This window comes from Roseospira marina, assembly GCF_014197855.1.
GTDB classification, from domain to species: Bacteria; Pseudomonadota; Alphaproteobacteria; order Rhodospirillales; family Rhodospirillaceae; genus Rhodospira; species Rhodospira marina.
This window is the reverse complement of record NZ_JACIGJ010000004.1, coordinates 213,801-238,993: the sequence shown is the minus strand read 5'-3', so window position 1 is coordinate 238,993 and position 25,193 is coordinate 213,801. Positions and strand designations below refer to the sequence as shown.

Genomic DNA, 25,193 nt, shown 5'->3' with positions numbered 1-25,193 from the left:
GCGGGCTTTTCGGCATCTGGCGGTGGCGTTACAGTCGGAACCGGTATAGCGTCCACGCGCGAACGCCACCGTCTCAAAGGAACGCGTGTCATGTCGACCCCCAACATGGTCCCGAACGCCGACGAGATCGAACGCGAGATCGAAGCCGAGTTTCGCGAGGACGTTCTTCAGGCGATCGACACCGTCGCGGTCATCGCGAGCAACCTGCGGGCCGGCGCGACCGAACCCGAGGCCGCCGTGGTCGGCTTGCGCGCTGCCGTACGCACGCTCAACGCCCAGGCCCCGACCGGCGTGCTGCCGACGGTACGGCTCGTGCTGCGGCGCTTGGACGAATACGTCGGCCCGCTGGAGACCCTGACCGAGGCCACGCTGTCCGATATCGAGGCCTTCGCCAGCCGGCTGGAAGACGCCTTGGACGGTCACCTGGACGGCGCCGACGCGACCGCGAGAATGGTTCGCGAACTGCCGCTGAAGCGCACGTTCGACATTGATTTCGAGGTGGTGATTCCGCGCCCGGTCGAGGTTCTTCTGATCCTGCGCGACCGGGTCGGCGCGCACCTGATCGAGCGCGAGTTGGCCGCCTGCGGCCTGCGCAGCACCTGCGTGCGCGTTCCGTTCGACGCATTCGAACAGGTGTTCCGGACCCGGCCGGACCTGATCATCGCCGGCCAGGAGATCGGCGAAATGACCGGGGTTGATCTGGCCTGTGCGTTCGCGGCCATGCCCCACACCCGCGATATTCCGTTCGCCTTGCTGACGAGCTACGAAATGGGGCACCCCGCCCTGCGCGACCTGCCGCCCCGCGCCGGCCTGCTCAAGAAGGGCCCCAGCTTCGGGGACGATCTGGCGCAGGCGCTGTCACGGTTCGACATCCTTTAAGGCTGCGCATCCCGCTGGCGGTCATCTCCCCGCGCCGGTGGGGTGCGGGGACGAAACCGGGTCCAGCGTCACCCGTTCGACGGTCACGCCCGGCCGCTCCGGCGTCAGCGTCAGCGTACCCTGCCATCGCCCCACGCGGCGGTCCCCAGGCACCGGCACGACCAGATCGACGGCGGACCCATCCTCCGGCAGAACGAGGCGCCCTACCGGCTGTCCCTCCCACGCAACCCGCAACGTCTGCTGCCCACCTGAGGACCGCGCCCGGAGCACAAGGTGCCCGTAGCGGACGCGGGGTTCGATATCGAAGTGAAGCGTGGCGGCCTCGGCGTCGATGGCGCGCGCGCCCGGTCCGCCTTCAAACGCGCCCCAGCCCTCGCCGAAGTAGCTGTCGGGGTCCGTACCATCGAATTCAATTCGATGGCGAACCGAGAAATTATGGGCCAGGAACACCCCGACGTCCCGCAGGACAACGTCCCCACCCCGGGTCAGGTCGAACCGATCCACCAACTCGACGCCACCCCGGATCGTCTGACTGAACCGCGCCGCCGGATCCTTGAGGCGGTGGTCGGTGCCCATCATCAGGACGTCCCAGCCCTCGACCGTCGTCAGATCCAGCGTGAAGGCAAGGTTTCGCGGATCATCGGACAGAACGACCACCGGCATGGCACCGCCGACCGCGCTGTCGACCTTGCCGCCCTCCACCCAGTGGGTCGCGGCGGCGAAGGTCCGGGGCTGCCCGAGGAGGCCACGCGCGCGGAGATCATCCCGCTGGTCGCGCCACTCCAGCGCCTCCAGCGTGGGGTCTTTCTCCAGGGGCATCACGTGGGCGATCCAGTTGGTGGCGATATGGCTCGCCAGGACGGCGATCACCACGGTCGTCACGGTGACGGAGGTCCCGAGCCAGCCCCGCGTCAGTCTCGGGCGCTGCGTGACGCCATTCGCCGCGAAACGCCCCAGCAGCGGGAACAGCATCAGATAGCCCGGCGCCTGCCAGTGGAAATGGAACCCCAGCGGCGCCCACAGGGCCACGATGGTGAAAAACGCGATGGGGCCGAGGGCCACGCAGGCGAGGAACCAGTCCTCCCGCGCCGACGGCCCGGCGATGAGCGCCCGGGCGAACACCCAGATCATGGGCAGCCAGACCCAAGGCAGAAGCCAGGTCATCTGGCCGAGGACACTGCGCAACAGCCACTCGGGCCGCAGGCCGGCGCTTTCCACCGACCGGCCGCCCTGAAAGGCAAACGACACCCAGTCGTTTTGCAGGTTCCAGATCAGGACGGGCGAGGCCACGACGAACGCCACGAGCATCGCCACGTAGGGCGCGGGGTGCGAGACCCAGCGCCACTGGTCGCGCCGCGTCAGCGCAAACAGCCCGGCCCCCGCGATCAGAAACGCGGCGTGGTACTTCGACAGAACGGTCAGGCCCAGGCTGATCCCGATGAACAGCCACCAGCCCCAGATGCGCGCCGGGCCCATTGTCCCGGGTTCCGGCAGCATGACCCGCACCAACGCCCAGGCGGTCACCAGCCAGAACAGCATCAGCGGCCCGTCGGGCTGGAACCAGCCGCCGACGCTGACGGTGAACACGGCCGAAACGTTCAACAGAAGCGCGGCATAGAACCCGGCACGCGGCGAATACAGGCGCCGGGTCAGGGTGAACAGCATCCAGGTCGTACCAGCGAACAGCACGATGAACGGCAGGCGAATGATCGCCGGATCGTCGCTCCCCGTCAGCGCCAGCATGGCCCACCCCAGCCAGAGCGCCAACGGCGGCTGATCGAAATAGCTCAGATGCGGCACGCGAGTGCCGGCGAGGTAGTAGGACTCGCCGTTGCCGAAATCCATCAGAACGGCCAAGCCGAGCCGGATCACGGCCGTCACGAGAATCAGGATCAGCGTGGCCCGCGCTGGGTCGCCCGGATCGAGCCAGCGCCAAAAGGCATGGGTGCGACCCGGCATCCCGGTCGTCACGGACGGGGCGGCTGTACTGGACATGGATGGAACGCCTCGGGACGTGGGGAGTTCAGGAGCCCGGGCGGACGTAGATCGTCGTTTCGTCGCGGGTTCCGGACAGAACGGTCTGTACGCGGTCATACCCAAGAGACCGCAACTTTTCCAGCACGGAGGCATAATCCTCGGGCCGCACCTCGCATCCGGCCGCCGGATCGCAGGCGCCGAGGATGACCATGGCCGGCGGCGTACTGAAGATTCGGTCAATCTCCTCGCCGGTATCCACGCCGGTGACCGCCGTGAGTTCGGGCACGGCATGATGGCGGTAGAACGCGTAGCGCGTGGCCGGCGTCCCATCCAGAAGCTGATACAGGACCGGCTCGGCCAGCAGAACGTACAGGCGTTGATCAGCCTCGAAGTACGGGGACGCGGCGGCGGCGACCACGCGCGCAGGATCGCGCACCGGCGGTTTCCCGTGCGCCATCAACACGGCGTTCACCGCCACGCGCCCGTAGGTGTAGACGGCGCCGGCGCCGACATGCAGGGACACCGCCGCCACGGCGACCAGCACCAGGGCCGCAGCATCCCGCGTCGGCCGGACCATCGCCACCGCGCTGCCCAGGGTCAGCATCCCGAACAGCACGGCATAAATCAGATAATGAGGGAAGAACCGCCACGTAGCCACATAGGCGGCCATGCCCGCCGCCAGCATGCACAGGCCGAACACCACGGGGGCGGCCTCGCGCCGCCCAGCCTCGCCGCGCGCCATCGCCAGGCCGAGCAGCGCCACCGTCAGCACGCCCAGGAGCGTGATGATCGCGGTCTGCTCGAGGCCCGAGAGCAACGCGCCGATGGAGGCCGACGACGGCGCATACCGGGTCAGGTAGGCCCACTGCTCCTGCCAGTACTGGCCGACATCGGCATAGATCGCGATCGGCGCCAGAATCAGGGCCGACCCGGCGAGGAACGCCGCCAGCGCCAGCGTGCCGAACACCGTGTAGCGCCGGAGGGCGGCGGCCAGCCCCGCCTCGGCCCGCATGAGGCTGTAGGCCAGGAACCCGACGGCGAATCCCACCATCAGCACGCCGGTCAGGTAATTGGTGTGGAACGCGGCCGCCATGGCGAACCCCGTCACGACCGGCGCAACGTATCCGCGCCGGACCCCGGCCAGGGCCGCCGCCGTCCAAATCACGGCGTAGGCGTTGACGATCACCTCGGTGTTCGACGCCAGGCCGCCAAGCCCGCCGATCGCCACCACGTAGCAGAGGGTCAGGGTCACGGCACCGCGACGCGCCAACCCGAACGGCCGGGTGAGAATGTGGTACATCCCGAGCGCCGTCACCGCGACGGCGACAAGACCAACCGCATGCGTCACCGCCGGCCGGTCGCCCCCGATCCAGAAGGCCAGCGCGAACAGCTCGTAAAGGGCCGCCGGTTTATGGTCGAACACACCCTGGAACGGCCACAGCCCCTCCAGAATGGAGCGCGCCACGAGCGCGTAGATCGACTCGTCCCAATCGATCACCGACAGGCCGAACGCCGGCAAGCGCAGCGCCACGACGACCGCAAGAATCAGGATGACATCCAGCACCGGACCACGGACCGAGCGTGCATCGGGTGCCTGTGCGTTCATCCGTTCTCTCGCCGCTGGAACACGACGGGATCCGCTGGAAACGCGGCCCCATATGGCCGCGACGGTACCGGGCACCGGGCACGGCGTCCACATCAAAACGGAGCGGGGCCCCCGTCTTACACCGGCCGTCTTAGACGGGCCGGCGTGCCCGCAGCGCGGCCCCGATGGTGCCGTCGTCCAGGAAGTCGAGTTCCCCGCCCACGGGCACGCCCTGGCCTAGCGAGGACACCGTGATGCCGGGCGCGGCCTCGCCCAACCGGTCGGCGATGACATGGGCCGTGGTCTGCCCGTCCACGGTGGCGCCGAGCGCGAGCACCACCTCTCGGATGCGCCCGGCCGTACACCGCGCCTCGAGCGCCGGCAGATTCAGGTCATCCGGCCCGACGCCTTCCAGCGCGGACAGCACCCCCCCCAAGACGTGATAGCGGCCGGAGAAGGCGCCGGCCCGCTCCATCGCCCACAGATCGGCGACATCCTCGACGACACACATAACCGTCTCGTCCCGTCGCGGGTCCTGGCACACACCGCAGGGGTCGTGGGTATCGAAATTCCCGCACACGCCGCAGGGGCGGACACGGTCCGCCACGTCCGACAGGGCGCCGATCAAGGGCGCCATCACCGCCTCGCGCTTCTGGATCAGGTGCAGCGCCACGCGACGCGCCGACCGTGGCCCCAGGCCCGGCAGGCGCGCCAGCAGCGTCATCAAACGCTCAATCTCGGGACCCGTCATGACCGCCCCTGTCGGGTCTTGATCCGGTTCACCCGGATCAGAACGGCAGGTTCATGCCGGGCGGCAGCTTCAGGCCGCCGGTGATTTCCTGCATCTGCTCCTGCATCGCCTGCTCGGCCTTTGCCTTGGCGTCGTTGAAGGCGGCGACCACGAGGTCCTCGATCATTTCCTTGTCCTCGGGATCGACGATGGATTTGTCGATGGTCAGACGGCGCATTTCGCCCTTACCGTTAATAATAACCTCGACCATGCCGCCGCCAGCGCTGCCGGAGATTTCCATCTCCTGCATCTTCGCCTGCATCTCCCCCATTTTCTTTTGCATGTCCTGGGCCTGTTTCATCAGGTTGCCGAGGTTTTTCATGTGTCGTCGTCTCCAAAGCCATCCCCAAAGCCGCCGAACGCCGGCGACTCGTCGTCGGACATAATGAAAAAGGTTCCGTCGGGGCCAGCATCGCCGGCCCCCACATCGTCGTCGTCCCCGCCCGGCAGCACCGCCGCAGCCCCCGTGTCCACCGGCGCCGTCGCGTCCCCAGCGCGTTCCCGAACCGAACCGATACGCGCCTCTGGATACAGCTCCAGCACAGCCTGCACCAGGGGGTCCGCCAGCACGTCCGCCTGAAGCTGGTCATGCAGGGTCTCCGCCCCCGGACGGTCGGAGACCATGACGACCCAGCGTCGCCCCGTCCAGTCCTGAAGCGCGGCGCCCAGGCGCCCGGCCAGATCGCGTGGCGCCTCGGGCCCGGGATTGAACTCGATTCGCCCCGGTTCGAACGCCACGAGGTGGACATCATGCGTCAGATGCTTGGCAATACGGGCCTCGCGCCGACTGCGGGCCAGCTCCGCCACGGCCTTGAACGTGGTCGGCATAGGCAGCGCGGTGTCGCTTGGCTGGGGCTGGGACTGGATCTGAGCCTGGGGCGCGGATTGGGTCTGGGCCTCGGGCGCCGAGCGGCCGGCGTCAGGCGCCTCCGTCCCATGCCGCGAGCCCGCAACGGCCCGCAAACCGCCACCACCTCCGGACCCGGGCCCGCCCGTCGGCGCGCCCGCAGGCGCCCCTCCGCCAGACGGGGCACCAGCCCCGCCGCCATTTGCGCCCGCGCCGGCGCCGCCCCGCCCGAGGCGCGCGACCACGTCGCCCGGCGGTGGCAGATCGGCGGCGTAGGCCAGCCGAATCAGCGCCATCTCCACGGCCTGGAGGGGGTCCGGCGCCATGCGCGCCTCGCCCAGCCCCTTCAGCAGCATCTGCCACGCGCGCGTCAGCGAGGCCATGGAGAGCGTGCCGCTCATCTCTCGGCCCCGGGTGCGCTCCGCCTCCGGCACGGTGGGATCGTCCTCGCCGCCCTTGACCGCCTTCAGCCGGGTCAGCCAGTGCGTCAGTTCCAGCAGATCCTGCACCACCACCAGGGGATCGGCGCCCAGGGCGTATTGCGCGGCCACGATATCGAGGGCCTGGGCGACGTCGCCCTTCATCACCGCCTCGAACAGATCGAACACCACAGTCCGGTCCGCGAGCCCCAGCATGTCGCGGACCTGCTCTTCCGTGACCGTGCCATCCCCATGCGCAATCGCCTGATCGAGCAACGACAGCCCGTCACGCACAGAGCCGTCGGCCGCGCGGGCAATCAGGGCCAGCGCGCCCTCCTCCACGCGGCTGCCCTCGCGCTCCGCGATGCGGGCGAAGTGCGCGGCCAGCACCGGCTGTTCCACCCGCCGCAGGTCGAACCGCTGGCAGCGCGACAGCACCGTGACCGGAACCTTGCGGATCTCGGTTGTGGCAAAGATGAACTTCACATGCTCCGGCGGCTCCTCCAGCGTCTTCAACAGCGCGTTGAAGGCCTGGTTGGAGAGCATGTGCACTTCGTCGATGATGTAGACCTTGTACCGGGCCGAGGTCGGCCGGTAGCGCACGCCGTCCAGGATTTCGCGGATGTCGTTGACGCCGGTCCGGCTGGCGGCGTCCATCTCCATCACATCGACATGCCGGTCGGCCATGATGGCGGTGCAGGCGCTGCACACGCCGCAGGGCGCGATGGTCACGCCGCCGGTGCCGTCCGGCCCGATGCAATTGAGCGCGCGGGCGATCAACCGCGCCGTCGTCGTCTTGCCCACGCCGCGCACGCCGGTAAGCATATAGGCTTGCGCCAGCCGGCCGCCCTTGACCGCATTGGTCAGGGTGCGGACCAGGGCGTCCTGGCCGATCAGCTGATCGAAGGCGAGCGGGCGGTATTTGCGCGCGAGAACCCGGTAGGCGGCGGTCTGTCCGTCCGGCGAGTCGGCCCCCGACAGGGAGGGGGGCGCGTCGGTCGGGGCCTCGGCGGGGGGCTCGGTCATCAGGCGGCGCAAACTGGTGGGCGCCGCGCCGTGCGCGGGCCGGAAACAGGGTGGAAGACTGAACGGCGACCCGGACCGAAACTCGTTACGGCTGCTTCCTTCCGGACCTGACCGGGTTGGCGAGGAGCCCGTCCACCGCCAGCCTTCCGGGCGACACTATAGAAAGGGGGGCCCCGGCGGTGCAAGCCCTGTCTCCGTTGTGACATGATCGGAGGCAACGGCTCCCTTTCCACGGAGCCCGCATTGGCCGATGATCGTCCCCGGAATCGCCTTCTGATGGACGCCCGGGCCGGATCCCGGATGCCGCACAGCCCGGATACAGCACAGTAGGGTGAGTCTGACGTCATGACCGAGCCGCCGCGCCCCCCCGCCTCCGATGCCCCGCCGCCGCCCTCCAGCCCTGGATCGGTGAACGTCACCCTCGGCGACGCGAGCGGCGCCCCCAGTCCGTTGCCTGGTCCGTTGCCCGGCCCCCAACCCGGCCCCCAACCCGGCCAAGGCGCCGCCACGGCGCCACAACGCCCGCAAACGCGGCCACCGGTGCCGGGCCGAGCCGCCCGCGATGCCACTCTAGAGGCGGTCACCGCCCTGCGGCAGGAGGTGCGCGCCCTGCGAGAGGCGATCGACCCGTCGCCCGACGACACGGGGTCGTCCGGCCCGGCCACGCTGGAGAGCCTCTCCCAGTCGGTCCGCACCCTCGAAACCTATCTGTCGATCGGCTTTTTCGACCGCGTGAAGGCCGCACTCGGCGAATCGGCCGAGCACCTCCGCCCGGTGGCGTTGGAACAGCGGGTTCGGCGCCTGCGGCGGTTGGTCTGGCTTGTGATGCTGGTCCAACTGATCGTCCTGGGCCTGATCCTGGCGCTCAGTTGGCCGACGGTCACGGCGCTGGCGCAGGCCACCCGCGTGGCCATAACGGGCTGGCTGGGGTTCGACACGGGATCGCCGTAAAGCACGCCGCGTCCCGACTCCGACCGGATTCCCCGTGGCTCGCGGCGAACTTTACCCTTGCGTGCCTCTCGTCATGTAGTCTAGCTACATAACGGTGTCCGGCGCCGCATCGTGCCGCCGGACCCGAACCACGGGACCCCGCCGCCATGACCGATGCCGCCCTCCACGCCCTGTTGTCCCTGCGCAAGGGCTCGACCGGACAGATCGGCGCCAACCGCATCCGCCTGCTGGAGGCCGTGCGCGACCACGGGTCGATCTCGGCGGCGGGGCGCGCCGTCGGCCTGAGTTACAAGGCGGCGTGGGACGGAATCGCCGCCCTCAACAACCTCTGCGACCGGCCGGTGGTCGACACCCAGAGCGGCGGGCGTCACGGCGGCCGGGCCCATGTCACGCCCGCCGGGACCGCCATCATCGAGGCGTTCCACAGCGTGCAGAGTGAACTCGACCGCGTGGCCTTCGCCCTGGAACGCCAACTCTCCCGCAACGACAACGTTTCCCTCGCGGACATTCTGAAAGGTCTCACCATGCGCACAAGCGCCCGCAATGTGCTGACCGGAACGGTCGAAACCATCCACACCGGCGCTGTCAACGACGAGGTGATCCTGCGCCTCGGCGAATCCCAGACCATCACGGCGATCGTCACCCATAAGAGCGTGCTCGATCTGGAGCTGACGCCCGGCACCCAGGCCATGGCGCTCATCAAATCCACGTTCATCCTGCTGACGCCCGAGGACGAGATCGGCCGGACCTCTGCCCGCAACCGTCTGTGCGGGACCGTGATCGCGCACGAAGACGGCGCGGTCAGCACCGAGATCATCCTGGATATCGGCGACGGCAAGACCCTGGCCGCCATCGTGACCAAGGACAGCGCCGATGAGCTGGGCCTTGCCGTCGGGTCGCGCGCCTGCGCGCTGTTCAAAGCCTCCCACGTCATCATCGCCGTGCCCTGAGAGCCCCGGGCACACCGTCCATCGCCTCAACGCTCGCAACAAGGACCCACGCCCATGCTCCGCACGCCCCTCTCCCTGACGCGCCGGATACTCCCGGTCGCGACCGCCGTCGTTCTGACCCTCGGCCTGACCCCGGCCGCGCAGGCCGGCGAGACCCTGGTCGCCGTGGCCGCCAACTTTACGGCCGCCGCCAAGGACATCGGCGCCGCCTTCGCCGACTCGACCGAGCACACGGTGACCTTCAGCTTCGGCTCCACCGGCAAGCTCTACACCCAGATCGCCAACGGCGCCCCGTTCGACGCCTTCCTAGCCGCCGACACCGCCCGCCCGGAAAAGGCCGAGGCCGAGGGGCTGGCGGTCGAGGGAAGCCGCTTCACCTACGCGCTCGGCCGCATCGTGCTGTACAGCACCGATCCCACGCTGGTGGACGAGGCCGGCGCGGTCCTGAGCACCCCCGACGCCTTCGACAAGCTGGCCATCGCCAACCCGGTCACCGCGCCCTACGGCACCGCCTCCATTCAGGCCATGACGGCGCTGGGCGTGTATGACACCCTCGCGCCAAAGCTTGTGCAGGGTGATAACATCGCGCAGACGTTCCAGTTCGTGGCGACGGGGAACGCGCAACTGGGCTTCGTCGCGCTGTCGCAGGTGGCCGACCACTCCGACGGCTCGCGCTGGGTCGTGCCGACCGACCTCTATGAGCCGATCCGCCAGGACGCGGTGCTGCTGAAGAGCGGGGCCGAGAACGACGCGGCGACGGCCTTCCTGGACTTCCTGCGCGGGCCCGAAGCGGCCGCCATCATGGATCGCTACGGCTACGGCCAGAGCGGCAGCTAACCCGGACGAACAGCGAAAGGAAACCGTGGTGGCGGGGGATATGTGGGACCCGGTCGTTCTGACCATCACCTTGGCCGGAATCGCGACGGTCCTTCTTCTGGTGGTGGCCACGCCGATCGCGTGGTGGCTGGCGCGCAGCCGGTCGGCCTGGAAGGAGATCATCGGCGCGGTGGTCACCCTCCCCCTCGTGCTCCCGCCCACCGTTCTCGGCTTCTACCTGCTGATCGCCTTCAGCCCCAACAGCCCGCTCGGACAGGGGGTCATCGCCGTGTTCGGGCAGGGCCTGCCGTTCACGTTCGAGGGGCTGGTGTTGGCCTCCGTCGTTTATTCCCTGCCCTTTGCCGTGCAGCCGATCCGCAACGCCTTCGAGGCCTTCGGCGACCGCCCCCTGGAGGTCGCCGCGACCCTGCGCGCCTCGCCCTGGAACGCATTCTGGACCGTCGCCGTCCCGCTCGCGCGGCCGGGGTTCCTGGCCGGCGCGGTCCTGGGCTTCGCCCACACCGTCGGCGAATTCGGTGTGGTCCTGATGATCGGCGGCAACATTCCCGGCGAGACCAAGGTCCTGTCCATCGCCATATATGACTACGTCGAGACGCTCCAATGGACGCAGGCGCATATCCTGGCCGGCGGCATGCTCGGGTTTTCGTTCACCGTCCTGCTGGCCATGCGCCTGATCGAGAAGCGGCTGGGGTGGTCCCCGCGATGACTCCCCGCCCCGACCGCATCACGGCCGGCTTCACCGGCCGCCTTGGCACGTTTGATCTCAACGCCCGGTTCGAGGTGCCCGCGACCGGCGTCACCGCGTTGTTCGGACCCTCCGGCTGCGGCAAGACCACCGTGCTGCGCTGCATGGCCGGCCTGACCCGCCTGAACGACGGTGTGCTGCGAATCGGCGCCGACGTCTGGCAGGACGGCGCACGCTTCGTGCCCCCGCACCGCCGCCCGATCGGCTATGTGTTCCAGGAAGCCAGCCTGTTTCCCCATTTGTCGGTACCGAACAACCTGCGCTACGGGCAGCGGCGCACCCGCAACGGCGCCCGACCGGTCGCCTTCGACGATGTGGTGGATCTGCTCGGGCTGGCGCGCCTGCTCGACAGGCCGACCGCCGTTCTGTCCGGTGGGGAGCGCCAGCGCGTCGCCATCGGCCGCGCCCTGCTGTCGCAACCACGCCTGCTGCTGATGGACGAGCCGCTCTCCGCGCTCGACCGGTTCAGCAAGGACGAGATCCTGCCGTATCTGGAAACGCTGCACGACCGCCTCGACATTCCGGTGCTGTACGTCAGCCACGACATCGCCGAAGTGGAGCGGCTGGCCGACACCCTGGTGCTGATGGACCATGGCCGTGCCGAGGCCGTGGGGCCGCTGTCGGCGCTGATGGCGGACCCGGCCCTGCCGCTTGCCCGTCTGCCCGAAGCCGCCGAGGTGCTCGACGCCGAAGTGGTGGAGCACGACTCGGCCTACGGCCTCGCCACCGTCGCCGTTCCGGGCGGGCGCCTGATCGTGCCCGCGGACGCCGGCGCCGTCGGCACGCGCCACCGTCTGCGCATTGTCGCCAACGACGTGAGCCTGAGCCGCCAGCCGCCGGCCGCCGCCGACTCCAGTATCCTGAACGTGCTGCCCGTGCGGATCATCGGGGCCGAACCGACCGGCGCGCATCTGGTCACGGTGTTTCTGCTTCTGGGTCACGATGGGACGGGCGCGCCGCTTCTGGCGCGCATTACGCGCAAGTCCTGGGATATGCTGGGGCTCGCCGCCGGCCAGACGGTGCACGCCATGGTCAAGGGCGTCGCCCTGGTCGACCGGCCCGCACCCGAGCCCCCCACGACACACACAGGAGACTCCCGATGAGGCCCGTTCTGGACGATGCCAGCCTGTGGGCGCTGCTGCGCGAGGATGCCCCGTACGGCGATCTGACGACACGGGCGCTCGACCTGAACACGGTGCCGGCCCGCCTGACGGCGGCCGCGCGCGACCCGATGGTCCTGTGCGGTGTGGAGGAGTCCGCGCGGCTGCTCGAACTGGTCGGCGCGACGGTCACCCGTCATGCCGTCAGCGGCGACCGCCTGGAGGCGGATGCCCCGATTCTCGCCGCCGAAGGGCCGGCCGAGGCGCTGCTGCTCGGCTGGAAGGTGGCGCAGACCCTGATGGAGTGGTCCTCCGGCGTCGCCACGCGGGCCCGCGCCATCGTGGACGCCGCCCGCGCCGTCCGGCCGGACACCGTGGTGGCCTGCACCCGCAAGTCCGTGCCCGGCACCCGCGTGCTGTCCGCCAAGGCGGTGCTCGCCGGCCGGGCCAGTCTGCATCGCACCGGACTGTCCGACACGGTGCTGCTGTTTCCTGAACATCGGGCGGTCGGCGGCGGCCCCGAAGCCCTGGGCGGACAGATCGCCACCCTGCGCCACGCCTGCCCGGAACGGAGCATCGTCGTCGAGGTCAAGAGCGTGGACGAGGCCCTCGCGGCCGCCCGCCACGGCGCGGACGTGCTGCAACTGGAAAAGTTCACGCCCGACGCGGTCGCCGACGTGCTGGCCCGCCTATCCCCGGCCAGCCCGGCCCGCATCGCGGCCGCTGGCGGCGTGAACGCGGCCAACGCGGCGGACTACGTCCGGGCCGGGGCGCGCATCCTGGTGACCTCCGCGCCCTACACCGCGCCCCCCGCCGACGTCGGCGTGGTCATCACGGCCGCGTGAAGGGACAGGACCGGAGGCGCCCGATCACGCGTCCCCCGATCACGCGTCCGGCGTATCCCGCTGGGCCGCCGCGCTCGCCTCCACCTCCCGCACCAGAATACGATGGCGATAGAGGGCGTAGACGGCGGCCGCAGCGTACAGCGCCAGTTCCAGCATCAGGTAGTCGGTGCCCTTGAGCATGGTCGCGCCTCCGATCCGGGGTGAGGTCCATCCCTGGATGTCAGGGCGCCCCCGCGCCGGATCAAGAGGCCCGGTACCAGGCAGAGCGGCCATGACCCGGCCTCGTCGTCCGCGTCCTGGCCTCCGCCGCACGCTATCTCCGGTCCGGTCAGAACCCCGCGCCGGAACCGCCACCACTGAACGACAGCGGCGCGGGCGAGATTTCCGCCACGGTGCCGTTGGACTGGACCTCCATCACCGCGAGGCCGCGTTCCACCGTGCCGTCCGCTCGGAACCGGAAGATGCCGGCGGCGCCGCCGAAGCCGGCCGCGCTGGTCAGCGTGGCGCGGTCGAAGCGCGGACCGCCCCCCTGGCGCGCCAGCACGGCCGCCAGCGCCGTGGCATCGTAGCCCAGCACCGCGAGGTCGGGCGGCGGGGTGCCGAACCCGGACTTATAGCGCTCCTCGAACCGGCGCACGCTGTCGCGCGGCGGCGCGGGGAAGATGCCGCCGGCCAGCGCACTTTCGCGCCACAGCCCCGGATCGTCCCACAGCATCGTCCCCATGTAGCGGGTGCGCGGCGCATCGATATCGACATAAGCCAACCCGTTGACCGCCGCGCGCAGGCCGTCGCCCGCGTCCGGGATCAGGATGGCATCGGCCCCCGACAAGGCGCGCGCCGGTTCCCGCAGGTCCGGATTGTCCGGCGCGTACGTCTGCACCGAGACGAGCTGGCCGCCGCGCGCCGAAACCTGCCGTCGCAGGGCATTGGTCGCCACCTGTCCGTAGGTCTCGTTGGGGACGAGCGCGCCGAACCGGCTGCGACCCTCGCCCAGGGCGAAGCGCACGACCCGGTCGACCTGATCGTCGACCAGATAGCCCATCACGTACACGTTGCCGCCGGCCGCGCTGGCGTCGGTGGTGAAGGCGACCACATTGACGCCCGCCCGGGCCGCGACCGGCCCGACCGCCCGAGTGCTGCCCGAGAACAGCGGGCCAAGCAGCACTTGCGCCCCCTGGGACAGGGCTTGCTGCGCCGCCGCCGCCGCGCCGTTCGGGCTGCCCCCGGTGTCATAGGGTTGCAGCACGAACCGATCGTCGGCCGCGTCGAACGCCGCCATCTGCGCCGCGTTCAACAGCCCCTGGCCGATGGGAGCCGCCGGCCCCGACAGCGGCACCAGCAGCCCGACACGCACCAGCCCGTCCGGCGACACGCCCAGGCCCTGGCCCGCCATGCCGGTGAACGGTGTGTCCGGCGCCGGGGTCATCGGCGCGGTCGGCGCCGGCCGGCTCGGCGTCATGGACGACGGCGGGGGGCTTGACGCGCGCGGCGGCGGACCCGAAACCTGAGCGCACGCGGCCAACGTCAGCCCGACGAGGGCCACGAGGCCCACCAGACCGAGACGGTGCCGCGACCGTCCTCGAAACGCACCTGACGTCACCGGGTGTTCTCCTTCCCTGCTTCACGGTCGCCGCCGGCCCTTTCGGTGTCCGGCGACCGGCCCGGCCCGACTCCAGCCCCGGACCCCCAATCATGGCGCCCCAGCCTAGCCACGCCGACTCGTCAAGTAAACCGACCCCGCCCGAGAGACCGAACCTCGCGCCGGGGCTGTACGTCGTCGCCACCCCGATCGGCAACGCCGGCGACATCACCCTGCGGGCGCTGGAGGTCCTCAAGGCCGCCGATGTCATCGCCTGCGAGGACACCCGGACCACCGGTTCCCTCATGGCCCGGCTGGGCATCCGCACGCCGCGGCTGCCCTATCACGAGCACAACGCGGCCCGGCAACGGCCCGCACTGCTGTCTCGGTTGGCCGAAGGACAGGCGGTCGCCCTGGTCTCCGACGCGGGGACTCCGCTGGTCAATGATCCGGGCTACAAGCTGACCACCGCCGCCATCGAGGCCGGCCACGCCGTGATCCCGATCCCGGGCGCCTCCGCGCCCCTGGCGGCTCTGGTGGCCTCCGGCCTGCCGAGCGACCGGTTCCTGTACGCCGGTTTCCCGCCGCCCAAGGACGCGGCGCGCCGCACGTTCATCGCCGAGTTGGCGCCCATCCCCGCAACCCTAATCCTGTTCGAAAGCGCCCGCCGCCTGCCCGACACGCTGGTCGCACTGGCGGACGTGTTGGGCGACCGCCCGGCCGCCGTGTGCCGCGAACTGACCAAGCTGTACGAGGAGATCCGGCGCGAGTCCCTGACCGCTCTGGCGCAGCATTACGCCGAGATGGGGCCGCCGAAGGGCGAGGTCGTGATCGTCGTGGGGCCGCCGAATCCGGAAGCGATAGGCCCCGACCGCTCGCCCGGGGCCCTGGATGCACGCCTGCGCGCCGCGTTCGCCGAGGGGTTGGGCACAAAGGACGCGGCGGCGCAGGTGGCGGCCGACACCGGAGTCGCCCGACGGGACCTCTACCAGCGCGCCTTGACCCTCAGCCAGGAGGACAACGCCTGATGGCCCGCGCCCCCGCCGACCGACGCGGCGCGGAACAGGCGGGGCGCGACGCCGAGACCACCGCCGCCGCCTGGCTGGAGGCGCGCGGCTGGCGGATTCTCGACCGCCGGGCGCGGGGGCGACGCGGCGACGGTGCCGGGGAAATCGATCTCGTGGCGCTCGACCCGACGGGCGCGGAGCCCGTTGTGGCGTTCGTCGAGGTCAAGGCCCGCCCGACCCTCACCGCCGCGCTGGAGGCCGTCACCCCCGCCCAGCGCTGCCGCTTGGCGGTCGCCGCCGAGGGCTGGCTGGCCACCCATCCGGAGCACGCCGCCGCCGGGGTCCGATTCGACGTGGTCACCGTGGTGCCCGACCGGCCGCCCGCCCACCTGCCCGACGCATGGCGGCCGGAGGCGTAGCGGCGAACGCGCCGTCCTCAGCCACCGCTCCTTTAAGCGGCGAAAAAGCCCGCGATATCCTCCAAACGCACGACGTGACCGTAGATCATGTTCAGGACCTCCAACTCGTGACGATGGAGGTCGTCGGTCGCGGCGGCACAGCAGTCGTCCACGATCAGCACGTCGAAGCTTTCGTCCGCGAGGCTGCGCACGGTCGACGAGACGCACTGATCCGTAAAGATGCCGGCGCAGATCACGGTGCGAATGCCGAGATTGTGCAGGATCAGCCGCAAATTCGTGCCGGTGAGCGCCGAGTCCGTGGTCTTCAGCACCGTGATCTCGTCGCCCTGGGGCTGAAGGTCGGGCACAAGCTGGCTGGCTTCCCCATCCTTGGGCAGCAGCAGGTTGTTGAAGCCCGGCTTCTTCTGGCTCAGGGAGCGGTCGCGGCCGTCCTGCGTCTGGCAGGCGATGCGCGCAAACAGCACCTCGACCCCGCGCGCCCGGGCGTCTGCCGCCAGGGCCACGGTGTTCGGGATCACCACATCACGCATGCGGTCCAGGAACGGCCGCCAGCGTGCGGCCTCCTCCGGGTCCTCGGGCTCGGCGACATAGGTATTCTGGATGTCGATCACCAGCACCGCCGTGGTGGCCGGGTCCAGCGCGATATCGTCCGGCTCCGGCGCGGTGGCGTAGTAGAACGAGCGGTAGGCGGTCTTCCAGGTCCAGGCCATGGCACAGAGTCCTTTGTCCGAAACGGGGCGATAGGGGGGACCAGGCCCGGGCATTGGGCCGGCGGTTCGGCTGGTGCACGGGCCGGCAATGGGGTACCGTTCCCGGCATGGTGAGTCGGAAAAAAGCCACGCGCCAGCGCCGCATCATCGATGCGCTGAGCACTCAGCCGACGCTCCGGGTCGGTGACCTGGCGGAGCGTCTTGACGTCTCCACGGAAACGGTTCGGCGGGACCTGGATGAACTGACCCGGCAAGGGCACATCAGCCGCACCTACGGCGGGGCGGTCCGGCGTCTGTCGCTGGAACCCGGCCTCAATGAGCGGCACGCCCTGCTGGTCCCGCAACGCGAGGCCATCGCGCGGCTGGCGGTGCCGCTGTTGGCCGAGGCCAAGCACATCATGCTGGGGTCCGGTGCCACCACGGTGCATGTCGCGCGGCGTATCGCCTTTCAGATGAACAACGTGACGGTGCTGACGCACTCGTTCGGCGTCGCCACGGTGCTGTCCCTGAACCCGACGATCACGGTGCTGATGGCGCCCGGCGTCTACGATGCCCGCGAGGGCGCGATGCACGGTGCGCAGACCCTGCGGTTCCTGGAGGGATATCGGGCGGATTGGGCGATTCTGGGGGCCAGCGGCCTGAAGGAAGACGGCGCCAGCGACGCGCTGATTGAGGCGGCGGAGGTCTACGCCGCCATGAACCGTCGCGCGGCCCGGACCATGGTGGTGGCCGACTCGTCCAAGTTCGACCAGACGTTTCCCGCGATCTATGCCACCTGGGAGAGCATCGACGCCCTGGTGACCGAGACCGCGCCCCGGGGCACCCTGGCGCAGGCCATCGCCAACGCCGGCACCAGCGTGAACGCCGAGACCACCGAAACCGCGCCCGCCGCAGCCTCGGGCGGACCGCTCAGCACGTCCGCGTCCCAGACGTCCGCGTCCGCCTGACGCCGGGCGCATCACCTCCCGGCCGCGCCGCGCGCGCCCCGGGAAAGCGGGCGCCGCATTACGCGGGCGGCTGGGACGCCAGGGTATCGGCCAGGGCATCGACGAACAGGTCTCCTTCCTCGCGAGTCAGGCACAGGGGCGGCCGCACCTTCAGGGTATGGCCGTAGCGTCCCGCCGCGCCGATCAGCACACACCGATCCCGCAGACCGTTGATGACCGTCGTCGTCAGTTCAGGGTCCGGCTGGCCCGGATCCCCAGGACGGCACAGGTCCACACCGATGAACAGGCCGGCGCCCCGGACCCCGGTGATGCGGGGGTCCTGCGCGCTCAGTGCCCGCAAGCGATCGAGGACATGCACGCCCACGACGCGCGCGTTCTCTTGCAGGCCCTCGGCCTCCATGACGTCGAGTACGGCGAGGCCCGCCGCGGCCGCCACCGGATTGCCGCCGAAGGTGTTGAAGTAGCCGACCGTCTCGCAGAACCGCGCAACCAGATCGGGCGACGCCGCGACCCCGCCCATGGGGTAGCCGTTGGCCATCGGCTTGCCCATGGTCACGATGTCCGGCGTGACCGCATGGCGGGCGAAGCCCCAGAAGGCCGCGCCGGTGCGCGCGAACCCGGGTTGCACCTCGTCGGCGATGAACAGGCCGCCCGCCGCCCGGATGGCCTGGGCCGCCGGCGCGAGGAACCCGGGCGGATCGGCGAACACACCGTCGCTGGAAAAGATCGAATCGCAGATCAGCGCCGCCGGCGCCACGCCACGCCCCGCGAGCCGTTGAACCGCGCCCTCGACGGCGGCGCGGAACCCGCCCGCCACGTCGTTGCCGTAGGCGGCCGAACCGGGCGCGGGCACCGTTTCCACCGTCGTGGGCAGCGCGCCGCGTTTCAGGGCCGAGGGCGAGATCCCCGTCACGGCCAGCGTGTTGCCGTGATACGCCGCCTCCGTCACAACGAACCCCTGGCCCCCCGTGGCCTCCGTCGCGATTCGCATGGCGAGATCATTGGCCTCGCTGCCGGTGCAGGTCAGCACCACGTTCGACAGCGCCGCCGGAAGGGTTGCTTTCAGGCGGTCCAGATAGTCCTCGGTCCAGCGGTTCAGATAGCGGGTGTGGATGTTGAGCACCGACACCTGCCGGGCGATCGCCTCCACCACATGGGGGTGCGCATGCCCGACCGAAGGCACGTTGTTGTAGAAGTCCAGGTAGCGGCGGCCGTCCGCCGCCTCCATCCAGCAGCCGCGCGCGCTCACCATCTCGATCGGCTCGCGGTAGAACAGCACCGACGCCGCGCCGATGTTGGCCTGTCGCCGCGCCAGCAGGGATCCGGCCGGTCCGGCGGCGGCTCCCGCTGCATCGTAGGCGTTCATGTCCAGGATCGGGCGCGCCCGAGGTGTCCTGACGTTCGGTTCCATGACTGTCCTGCTCCCGCTGCGGCCCACCGACCGAGCCTTATTCACCGTGATCGTCGTAACGACCGGGTCTTTTTCCGCATCGTTTGACCGGATGATTCAGCGCGCCGTTTCGAGAAACCGCTCCGCCAGCATCACCGTGCCGTCGGTGTAGCCCGTACCCAGCTCCTGAGCGGTCGGGGTCTCGGAGTGACTGGCGATCCAGGCGGTCAGCAGCAGGCGGCGCAGCATCACGAAGGTCGGCAACATGGCCTCCTCTTCCTCCGGCAACGCCGCCACGGTGCGATAGCCGTCGACCCAGGCCTGTTGCAGCGCCGGGATGTAGGGCTCGTGCTCCAGGAAGCTGATGGCCGCCGCGAAGTCGTAGCCGAACCAGCCGAACCCGCAGTCGTCGAAGTCGATCACCCCAAGGCGATCACCCTCCACCAGCAGGTTGGCCAGCCGCAGGTCCGCGTGCACCAGACCGAACCGATCCGGACCGGTGCCGTAGGCCGCCAGCCGCGCCCGCAGGTCGTTGCTCACCCGCTCCAGCACGGCGGCGCCGTCCGGCGTCAGGCCGAGCGCGGCGCGCCAGTCCCCCCAATGCGGAGTCGGGCCGAGCATGGTGTCCCACGTCCACGTCTTGCGGATGAAGCCGGGGGGCTGCGCCCACGTGCGCGTGTGGTCGTGCAGGCGCGCGCTGATGGCCCCCAGGGCGTGGAAGCCCTCGGTCAGATCGGCGTCCGGCGAGGGCTCGGCTCCGCTCATGAAGGAGAAGGCCACCACCTCGCGATGACCGCCGTCGTGGTCGAAGGACGCGATATGCCCACCGCCCACCATCGGCAACGGCTCGGGCGTCTCCACGACGCCCTTGGCGCGCAGGTCGGCGATCCAAACCAGTTCCGATTCGATTTCCGCCCGCGTGTGGTAGCCGGGCCGGTGCACCCGCAGGACCATGCGCGCCCCGCGCTCCGGGTCGGTGGCGAGAAAGGTGGCGTTCTCCGAGATGGTCAGCAGCGCGACCTCGGTCCGGGGCGATAGGCCCCAGGCGCCGACCAAGCTTTGCGCCCCCTGGCGGAGGGTTTCAATGAACGCATCACTATAGAGTCCCGCCATGGCTGGCCCTGCTCCTCAATGATTCCGCGATGATGGCGGTACGCTAGCGCCGTTTTGTGGGACTTACAACATTTTTGTGTTGCGCCTTCAGTCGTTTTGGGGGAAGCATATCAATCGAGACAGGACCCCGACGTTGGGTCGCCCACGGAACGGTATGGCGCGCGGGTATACCCCCCTGTGCGCCCCCCCTACTGTAGGGACGTACCGACGATCCTTCGACGTCCGCCGCATCAGGAGAACCACCGTCATGAGCCTGAGACTGTCCCGACGCGCCTTCACCGCCGGGTCCGCCGCCGCTGCGGGCCTGACCGCCATGGGCCCCCTGCGCCGCGCCCACGCCGCCATGCGTACGGACCGCCTGAACGTCCTGTGCTGGGAGGGTTACAACACCGACGATGTCCTCGGCCCGTTCCGCGACCTTCACCCGGACGCCACGGTGCGCGCGGAAAGCGGCACCTCCGACCCCGACATGATCAACAAGCTGCGCGCGGGCGAGGTCAACGTCTGGGACCTCATCAACGTCAACCAGCCCTGGGCCAAGGGCCAGCTCTATCCCGAGGGCCTCATCAAGCCGCTCGATAAGGAGCGCTTCCTGCCGTACTTCGACCACATGGCGCCGGAGTTCCAGGGGCCCTACCCGCTCGCCTTCGCCGACGACGGCGAGCTGATCGGCATGCCGCAGCGCTATGGGCCGTTCTCCTTCGTCGTGAACACCGACAAGATCAGCCGCGCGACGGCCGAGGACCAGGGCTGGAAGCTGTTCCTGGATCCGGCCATGAAGGACCGCTACGGCATCCTGACGTACGACAACTGGAACATCATGCATATGTGCCTGACCGGGGATCTGAACCCGTTCAAGCCCCTGGACGACGCCGGCATGGCAAAATTCAAGGAGGTCGCGGAGACGATCTTTAGCGGCGCCAAGCTGCGCTCCGACGATCTGGTCGCCATGAACACCGCGCTCATCAACGGCGAGATCGACGCCTATTTCACCGGCGGCACCTACACGGCGAGCCCGGCCCGCCTGGACGGCCTGACCAACATCCGCGCCGTCACGCCGAACTCCGGCCCGATCGACGGCAAGGGCGGCGTGGTCTGGATCGAGTTGACCTCGCTGGTCAACAACCCCGACCCGAGCGCGCTGGCCCCCGACTTCCTGGAGTTCGTCCAGAAGCCCGAGATCTGCAAGGCCGTCGGCTTCGCCGAAGGCACCTACAACCCGGTGGCCCAGATGGGCGATCCGGACGTGTTCAAGCTCTGGGACGCAGACGAGTTGGACGCCATCCAGTGGGACACGCTGGCCGAGGAAATGGACCGCTCGGTCGAATACGACGTCGTCGCGTCGTACGATGCGCTGTCGAAAATCTACAACGTGGCCAAGCGGTCCTGATCGTCCGCATCCCGTCCGCCGGAGGGGAGCCGCAGGGCGCCCGTCCGGCGGGCCCGATCCGGCCCCCCGGCCCCACGCCCCCATCCCGGACCCGAGCGTCGATGAATCAGAACGTCATTCTCCAGATTGCCGGCCTGTACAAACGGTTCGGCGACTTCACCGCCCTGCACAGCATCGATCTCAAGGTCCACGACGGCGAGTTCCTGGCCATCGTCGGACCGTCGGGCAGCGGCAAGACCACCCTGATCCGCCTGTTCGTGGGCATGGACGAGCCGACCGACGGCACCATCTGGCTGCGCGGCCAGCGCATCGACACCGTGCCGGCCAACCAGCGGCCGACCTGCATGGTGTTCCAGTCGCTGGCCCTGTTCCCGCACATGACGGTGGGCCAGAACATCGAGTTTCCGCTGAAAATCCGGGGCATGAAACCGGCCGAACGCACCGCCCGCGCCCTGGAGCTTCTGGACCTGCTGCGCCTGCCCCGCAGCTACCACGGCAAGCGCATTCACCAATGCTCCGGCGGCGAGCGTCAGCGCGTGGCCCTGGCCCGCGCCCTCGCCTTCGATCCCGAGATCCTGTTCTTCGACGAGCCCCTGTCCGCGCTGGACTACCGCCTGCGCAAGACGCTCGAAAAGGAACTGAAGGACCTGCACGCCCGCACCGGCAAGACGTTCGTGTACATTACGCACAGTCTTGAGGAAGCGATGGCCATGTCCGACCGCATCGCCATCATGCGCGCCGGCAAGTTCGAGCAGATCGCCCCCGCCGACGACATCTACAACCGGCCGGTCAGCCGCTTCGTCGCCGAGTTCATGGGCGAGGTGAACCTGTTCCCGTTGACCGTTGAGGAGTCGGGCGCAGCCTCCGCCGGGAGCTTCACCCTGCCCCCCCGCGCCACCGCGCGTTTCGGTCTGGTCGCCGGCGATCCGGCCACGCTGATGGTCCGGCCTGAATACATCGGGTTCGTTGGCGCGGGGACCGAAACCGAACCCGACCTGAGCGTGCGCGGCCGCGTGCTGAACGAGTTCAATCTGGGCTCCCGGTTCCAATACGAAATCGAGGCCGAGGACGGCCAACGCCTGACGGTGGAGACCCAACGCGACGAGCGCTTCGGCGGCGCCATCGGGGATACGGTCACCCTGGGCTGGGCGATCGACCACTGCCACGTCATTCGCGGCGAATAGCGGCGGAAGGAGAGGAGGCCCGCAATGGAACGTCTCGACCGCCGCCTTGGCGCCCTGTGCGCGACCCCCATGCTGCTTCTGCTGGGACTGACGTTCCTGGCGCCGCTTGTGGTGGTCGCGGCCTTTTCCATCATGCCGGAAAAGGTGTTCGACCTGTGGCACCAGCCCGATTTCTCCGCCTATGTGGAGGTGATCCGCCAGGGGTATTGGACCTCGGTCGCCTGGGCGCTGGGCATGGCCCTGGTCGCCACCGTAATCCTGTTCCTGATCTGCTGGCCGCTGGCCTATGCGATGGCGAAGGTCTATCGCCGCTTCACCCTGGTGCTGACCATCGGCGTGGTGCTGAGCCTGTTCGTGTCGGAGAACATCCGCCTGTTCGGCTGGGTGCTGACGCTGATGAAGGGCGGCCTGATCGAGGGGCACCTGCGCGCCTGGTTCGGCACCGGCTTCGACGGCCTGCTGTACAACGTGCCGGTCATCATCTTCGGGCTGGTCTACGTCTACCTGCCGTTCATGCTGTTCCCGCTGGCGCAGGGCATCGCCATGATCCCGGACGACGCCCGGCAAGCCGCGTATGACCTGGGTGCGAGCCGCCGCCGCGTGCTGTGGGAGATCGACCTGCCTCTGGCCGCGCCGGGCATCGTGGTCGGCGGCCTGCTGACCTTCGTGCTCGCCGCCGGCGCCATCGCGGAATCGAAGCTCCTGGGCGGACAAGCCGTGATCGTCATCGCCGACGATGTGGAAACCGCGTTCACCTACGGCCAGAACTGGCCGCTGGGATCGGCGCTCGCCATGGTCCTGATCGCCATCATCGGCAGCATCGCCATTGTGGGTGTCAGCCGTATCGACCTGGATGCCATCATGGGGAGGCGCCGCTGATGAACCCGACCCGCCTGACCCGCGCCGGCCTGCTGGCCTATGGCATCCTCACCCTGGCGTTCCTGTATCTGCCCTTGGTGGCGGTGGGCTTCGCCTCGGTGTCCAAATCGCGGTATCTGAGCTTCCCGATCCGCCGCTACGACACCGGCTGGTACGCCGAGGCCCTGGCCAGCGACACCGTGCGCGACCTGCTGCTGATCTCGCTCAAGGTCGCCGGCATCGTCACGGTGGTCAGCATGGTGGTCGGGTTCTTCGGCGCGCTGGCGTTCGCCCGCTACCACTGGCGCTTCCGCGGTCTGTTCCAAAAGCTGATCCTGTTGCCGATCTTCTTCCCGCAGACCGTGCTCGGCCTCGCGCTACTGATGTGGTTCAACGCCGTCGATATTGTGCCGTCCTGGCACACCGCCGTGGTGGCGCATCTGGTGTGGATCTCACCCATCGCCACCCTGATCATCGCCATCCGGGCCTACAGCTTCGATCCGACGCTGGAGGAAGCGGCGCGCGACATGGGCTGTTCGACGCTGCAGATCCTGCGCGAGATCACCATCCCACTGCTCATGCCCGGAGTGGTGTCGGCCGGCCTGTTCGCCTTCCTGCTGAGCTGGGGCAACTTCCCGCTGTCGCTGTTCACGACCGGCGCGGACTCGACCCTGCCCGAATGGCTCTACGCCAAGATGGTCTCCGGCTATTCGCCGCTGGTGCCGACGGTCGGAATCCTGACGGTGGCCGGTTCGGCGGCGTTGCTCGCCGTGGCCCTGATCGCGCCGTCGATCGTACGGATGTGGCGCCGCACGCCCCAGGCCTGACCCTTTCTTCAGACGTGACGGAGGACTTCCCATGTTGACCAGCATCGCCGGACGGAGCTGCATCGTCACCGGCGCCTCGAAAGGCATCGGCAAGGGCATCGCCCGCGTGTTCGCCGCCAACGGCGCCAAGGTCATGGTGGTGGCGCGCGGCGAAGCCGCCGCCGCCGAAACGGTCGAGGAGATCCGCGCCGCCGGCGGCACCGCCGAGATGACCCTGTGCGATGTCTCCGACTGGGAGCAGGTCGAGGCAATGGTCGCGACCACCGTGGAGGCCTTCGGTGGCGTGGACATCCTGTGTTCCAACGCCGGCATCTTCCCGCAGGCCAAGATGATCGATATGGACCCGGCCGAGTGGGATCACGTCCTCAACACTAACCTGAAAAGCACCTTCCTGGCCGTGAAGGCCTGCATCCCCGTGTTCGCGGCGGCCGGCAAGGGCCGGGTCGTCGTGACCTCGTCGATCACGGGACCGGTGACCGGCTTCCCGGGCTGGACGCACTACGGCGCGTCGAAGGCAGGCCAGCTTGGGTTCCTCAAGACCGCCGCCATGGAGCTGTCGCGCTACGGCACCACCATCAACGCCGTCATGCCGGGCAACATCGTCACCGAGGGGCTTCAGGACCTGGGCGAGGACTATCTGGCGACCATGGCGGCATCGATCCCGCTGAAGCGGCTCGGCTCCGTCGAGGACATCGCCAACGCCGCGTTGTTCTTCGCCTCCGATGAGGCCGGATACATCACCGGCCAACAGATCGTCGTGGACGGTGGCCAGATCCTGCCGGAATCCCTGGAAGCCCTGGCCGAGATCTGAGGGCGGC

General features: G+C 69.3%; 25 protein-coding genes and 1 other RNA gene. 15 read left to right on the top strand and 11 right to left on the bottom strand.

From position 1 onward, the window contains the following. Nucleotides 1-90: 90 nt before the first annotated feature. Nucleotides 91-879, top strand: coding sequence for a PleD family two-component system response regulator (locus tag GGD82_RS07410; RefSeq protein WP_150062134.1), 789 nt, complete (start codon nt 91-93; stop codon nt 877-879). A gap of 21 nt (nt 880-900) precedes the next feature. On the opposite strand, the gene GGD82_RS07405 is transcribed toward GGD82_RS07410, so the two are convergent. The 6 genes from GGD82_RS07405 to ffs all read right to left on the bottom strand — a co-directional run bounded on the left by GGD82_RS07405 (nt 901) and on the right by ffs (nt 7,670). Beyond that, entirely contained in the window at nt 901-2,874 is a 1,974-nt protein-coding gene (locus tag GGD82_RS07405; protein ID WP_170284260.1) for an ArnT family glycosyltransferase, read from the bottom strand. A gap of 28 nt (nt 2,875-2,902) precedes the next feature. Further along, the gene (locus tag GGD82_RS07400; protein WP_170284259.1) at nt 2,903-4,462 is read right to left on the bottom strand and encodes an ArnT family glycosyltransferase; all 1,560 of its coding nucleotides are present in this window, start codon (nt 4,460-4,462) and stop codon (nt 2,903-2,905) included. 130 nt (nt 4,463-4,592) lie between these two features. Further along, on the bottom strand, nt 4,593-5,192 hold the full coding sequence (gene recR / locus GGD82_RS07395; protein ID WP_150062132.1) for a recombination mediator RecR: 600 nt from the start codon (nt 5,190-5,192) through the stop codon (nt 4,593-4,595). Between the two features lie 37 nt (nt 5,193-5,229). Next, complete coding sequence (locus tag GGD82_RS07390) at nt 5,230-5,553, bottom strand: YbaB/EbfC family nucleoid-associated protein (RefSeq protein WP_150062131.1); 324 nt, start codon at nt 5,551-5,553, stop codon at nt 5,230-5,232. Next, nucleotides 5,550-7,523: a DNA polymerase III subunit gamma/tau gene (locus GGD82_RS07385; RefSeq protein ID WP_150062130.1), complete on the bottom strand. Its 1,974-nt coding sequence runs from the start codon at nt 7,521-7,523 to the stop codon at nt 5,550-5,552. The genes GGD82_RS07390 and GGD82_RS07385 overlap by 4 nt, the downstream gene beginning before the upstream one ends. Nucleotides 7,524-7,573: 50 nt before the next feature. Then, nucleotides 7,574-7,670, bottom strand: an RNA gene (ffs, locus tag GGD82_RS07380) — signal recognition particle sRNA small type. Nucleotides 7,671-7,868: 198 nt separating this feature from the next. Between ffs and GGD82_RS21385 the strand changes: the two genes are divergently transcribed. From GGD82_RS21385 to modD, 6 genes are all read left to right on the top strand, one after another. Then, the gene (locus GGD82_RS21385; RefSeq protein WP_184013248.1) at nt 7,869-8,474 is read left to right on the top strand and encodes a hypothetical protein; all 606 of its coding nucleotides are present in this window, start codon (nt 7,869-7,871) and stop codon (nt 8,472-8,474) included. Nucleotides 8,475-8,620: 146 nt separating this feature from the next. Continuing rightward, a complete protein-coding gene (locus tag GGD82_RS07370) occupies nt 8,621-9,424 on the top strand; it encodes a TOBE domain-containing protein (RefSeq protein WP_150062128.1) in 804 nt (267 codons plus the stop codon). A gap of 54 nt (nt 9,425-9,478) precedes the next feature. Then, nucleotides 9,479-10,261 carry a molybdate ABC transporter substrate-binding protein gene (modA, locus tag GGD82_RS07365; RefSeq protein WP_150062127.1) on the top strand — a complete coding sequence of 261 codons (783 nt, stop codon included), beginning with the start codon at nt 9,479-9,481 and terminating at the stop codon, nt 10,259-10,261. Between the two features lie 28 nt (nt 10,262-10,289). Next, a complete protein-coding gene (gene modB / locus GGD82_RS07360) occupies nt 10,290-10,967 on the top strand; it encodes a molybdate ABC transporter permease subunit (protein WP_246163830.1) in 678 nt (225 codons plus the stop codon). Next, entirely contained in the window at nt 10,964-12,109 is a 1,146-nt protein-coding gene (modC, locus tag GGD82_RS07355; protein WP_150062126.1) for a molybdenum ABC transporter ATP-binding protein, read from the top strand. Before modB ends, modC begins: the two co-directional genes overlap by 4 nt. After that, nucleotides 12,106-12,951, top strand: a complete 846-nt coding sequence (gene modD, locus GGD82_RS07350; protein WP_150062125.1) for a ModD protein — start codon at nt 12,106-12,108, stop codon at nt 12,949-12,951. The genes modC and modD overlap by 4 nt, the downstream gene beginning before the upstream one ends. A 39-nt stretch (nt 12,952-12,990) precedes the next feature. Here modD and GGD82_RS07345 read toward each other — a convergent pair whose 3' ends face one another. Next, on the bottom strand, nt 12,991-13,131 hold the full coding sequence (locus GGD82_RS07345) for a hypothetical protein (RefSeq protein ID WP_170284258.1): 141 nt from the start codon (nt 13,129-13,131) through the stop codon (nt 12,991-12,993). Nucleotides 13,132-13,279: 148 nt separating this feature from the next. Beyond that, on the bottom strand, nt 13,280-14,377 hold the full coding sequence (locus tag GGD82_RS07340; protein WP_170284257.1) for a penicillin-binding protein activator: 1,098 nt from the start codon (nt 14,375-14,377) through the stop codon (nt 13,280-13,282). Nucleotides 14,378-14,643: 266 nt separating this feature from the next. Between GGD82_RS07340 and rsmI the strand changes: the two genes are divergently transcribed. Together rsmI and GGD82_RS07330 are read left to right on the top strand one after the other, a co-directional pair. Then, a complete protein-coding gene (gene rsmI, locus GGD82_RS07335; protein WP_150062123.1) occupies nt 14,644-15,558 on the top strand; it encodes a 16S rRNA (cytidine(1402)-2'-O)-methyltransferase in 915 nt (304 codons plus the stop codon). Beyond that, a complete protein-coding gene (locus GGD82_RS07330; protein ID WP_150062122.1) occupies nt 15,558-15,956 on the top strand; it encodes a YraN family protein in 399 nt (132 codons plus the stop codon). The genes rsmI and GGD82_RS07330 overlap by 1 nt, the downstream gene beginning before the upstream one ends. A 32-nt stretch (nt 15,957-15,988) precedes the next feature. On the opposite strand, the gene GGD82_RS07325 is transcribed toward GGD82_RS07330, so the two are convergent. After that, complete coding sequence (locus GGD82_RS07325) at nt 15,989-16,666, bottom strand: cysteine hydrolase family protein (protein WP_150062121.1); 678 nt, start codon at nt 16,664-16,666, stop codon at nt 15,989-15,991. 107 nt (nt 16,667-16,773) lie between these two features. Here GGD82_RS07325 and GGD82_RS07320 point away from each other — a divergent pair, with 107 nt between their 5' ends. Continuing rightward, nucleotides 16,774-17,613: a DeoR/GlpR family DNA-binding transcription regulator gene (locus GGD82_RS07320; protein WP_211364752.1), complete on the top strand. Its 840-nt coding sequence runs from the start codon at nt 16,774-16,776 to the stop codon at nt 17,611-17,613. Nucleotides 17,614-17,671: 58 nt separating this feature from the next. On the opposite strand, the gene GGD82_RS07315 is transcribed toward GGD82_RS07320, so the two are convergent. Then, the gene (locus tag GGD82_RS07315) at nt 17,672-19,024 is read right to left on the bottom strand and encodes an aspartate aminotransferase family protein (RefSeq protein ID WP_150062120.1); all 1,353 of its coding nucleotides are present in this window, start codon (nt 19,022-19,024) and stop codon (nt 17,672-17,674) included. A gap of 96 nt (nt 19,025-19,120) precedes the next feature. Further along, a complete protein-coding gene (locus GGD82_RS07310; RefSeq protein WP_150062119.1) occupies nt 19,121-20,116 on the bottom strand; it encodes a phosphotransferase enzyme family protein in 996 nt (331 codons plus the stop codon). A gap of 247 nt (nt 20,117-20,363) precedes the next feature. Here GGD82_RS07310 and GGD82_RS07305 point away from each other — a divergent pair, with 247 nt between their 5' ends. The 5 genes from GGD82_RS07305 to fabG all read left to right on the top strand — a co-directional run bounded on the left by GGD82_RS07305 (nt 20,364) and on the right by fabG (nt 25,186). Continuing rightward, nucleotides 20,364-21,506: an ABC transporter substrate-binding protein gene (locus GGD82_RS07305; protein WP_170284256.1), complete on the top strand. Its 1,143-nt coding sequence runs from the start codon at nt 20,364-20,366 to the stop codon at nt 21,504-21,506. Between the two features lie 101 nt (nt 21,507-21,607). Next, entirely contained in the window at nt 21,608-22,690 is a 1,083-nt protein-coding gene (locus tag GGD82_RS07300; protein ID WP_150062118.1) for an ABC transporter ATP-binding protein, read from the top strand. A gap of 24 nt (nt 22,691-22,714) precedes the next feature. After that, the gene (locus GGD82_RS07295) at nt 22,715-23,569 is read left to right on the top strand and encodes an ABC transporter permease (protein ID WP_150062117.1); all 855 of its coding nucleotides are present in this window, start codon (nt 22,715-22,717) and stop codon (nt 23,567-23,569) included. Further along, nucleotides 23,569-24,375, top strand: coding sequence for an ABC transporter permease (locus GGD82_RS07290; protein ID WP_150062116.1), 807 nt, complete (start codon nt 23,569-23,571; stop codon nt 24,373-24,375). Before GGD82_RS07295 ends, GGD82_RS07290 begins: the two co-directional genes overlap by 1 nt. 31 nt (nt 24,376-24,406) lie before the next feature. Further along, complete coding sequence (gene fabG, locus GGD82_RS07285; RefSeq protein WP_150062115.1) at nt 24,407-25,186, top strand: 3-oxoacyl-ACP reductase FabG; 780 nt, start codon at nt 24,407-24,409, stop codon at nt 25,184-25,186. Nucleotides 25,187-25,193: the final 7 nt, after the last annotated feature.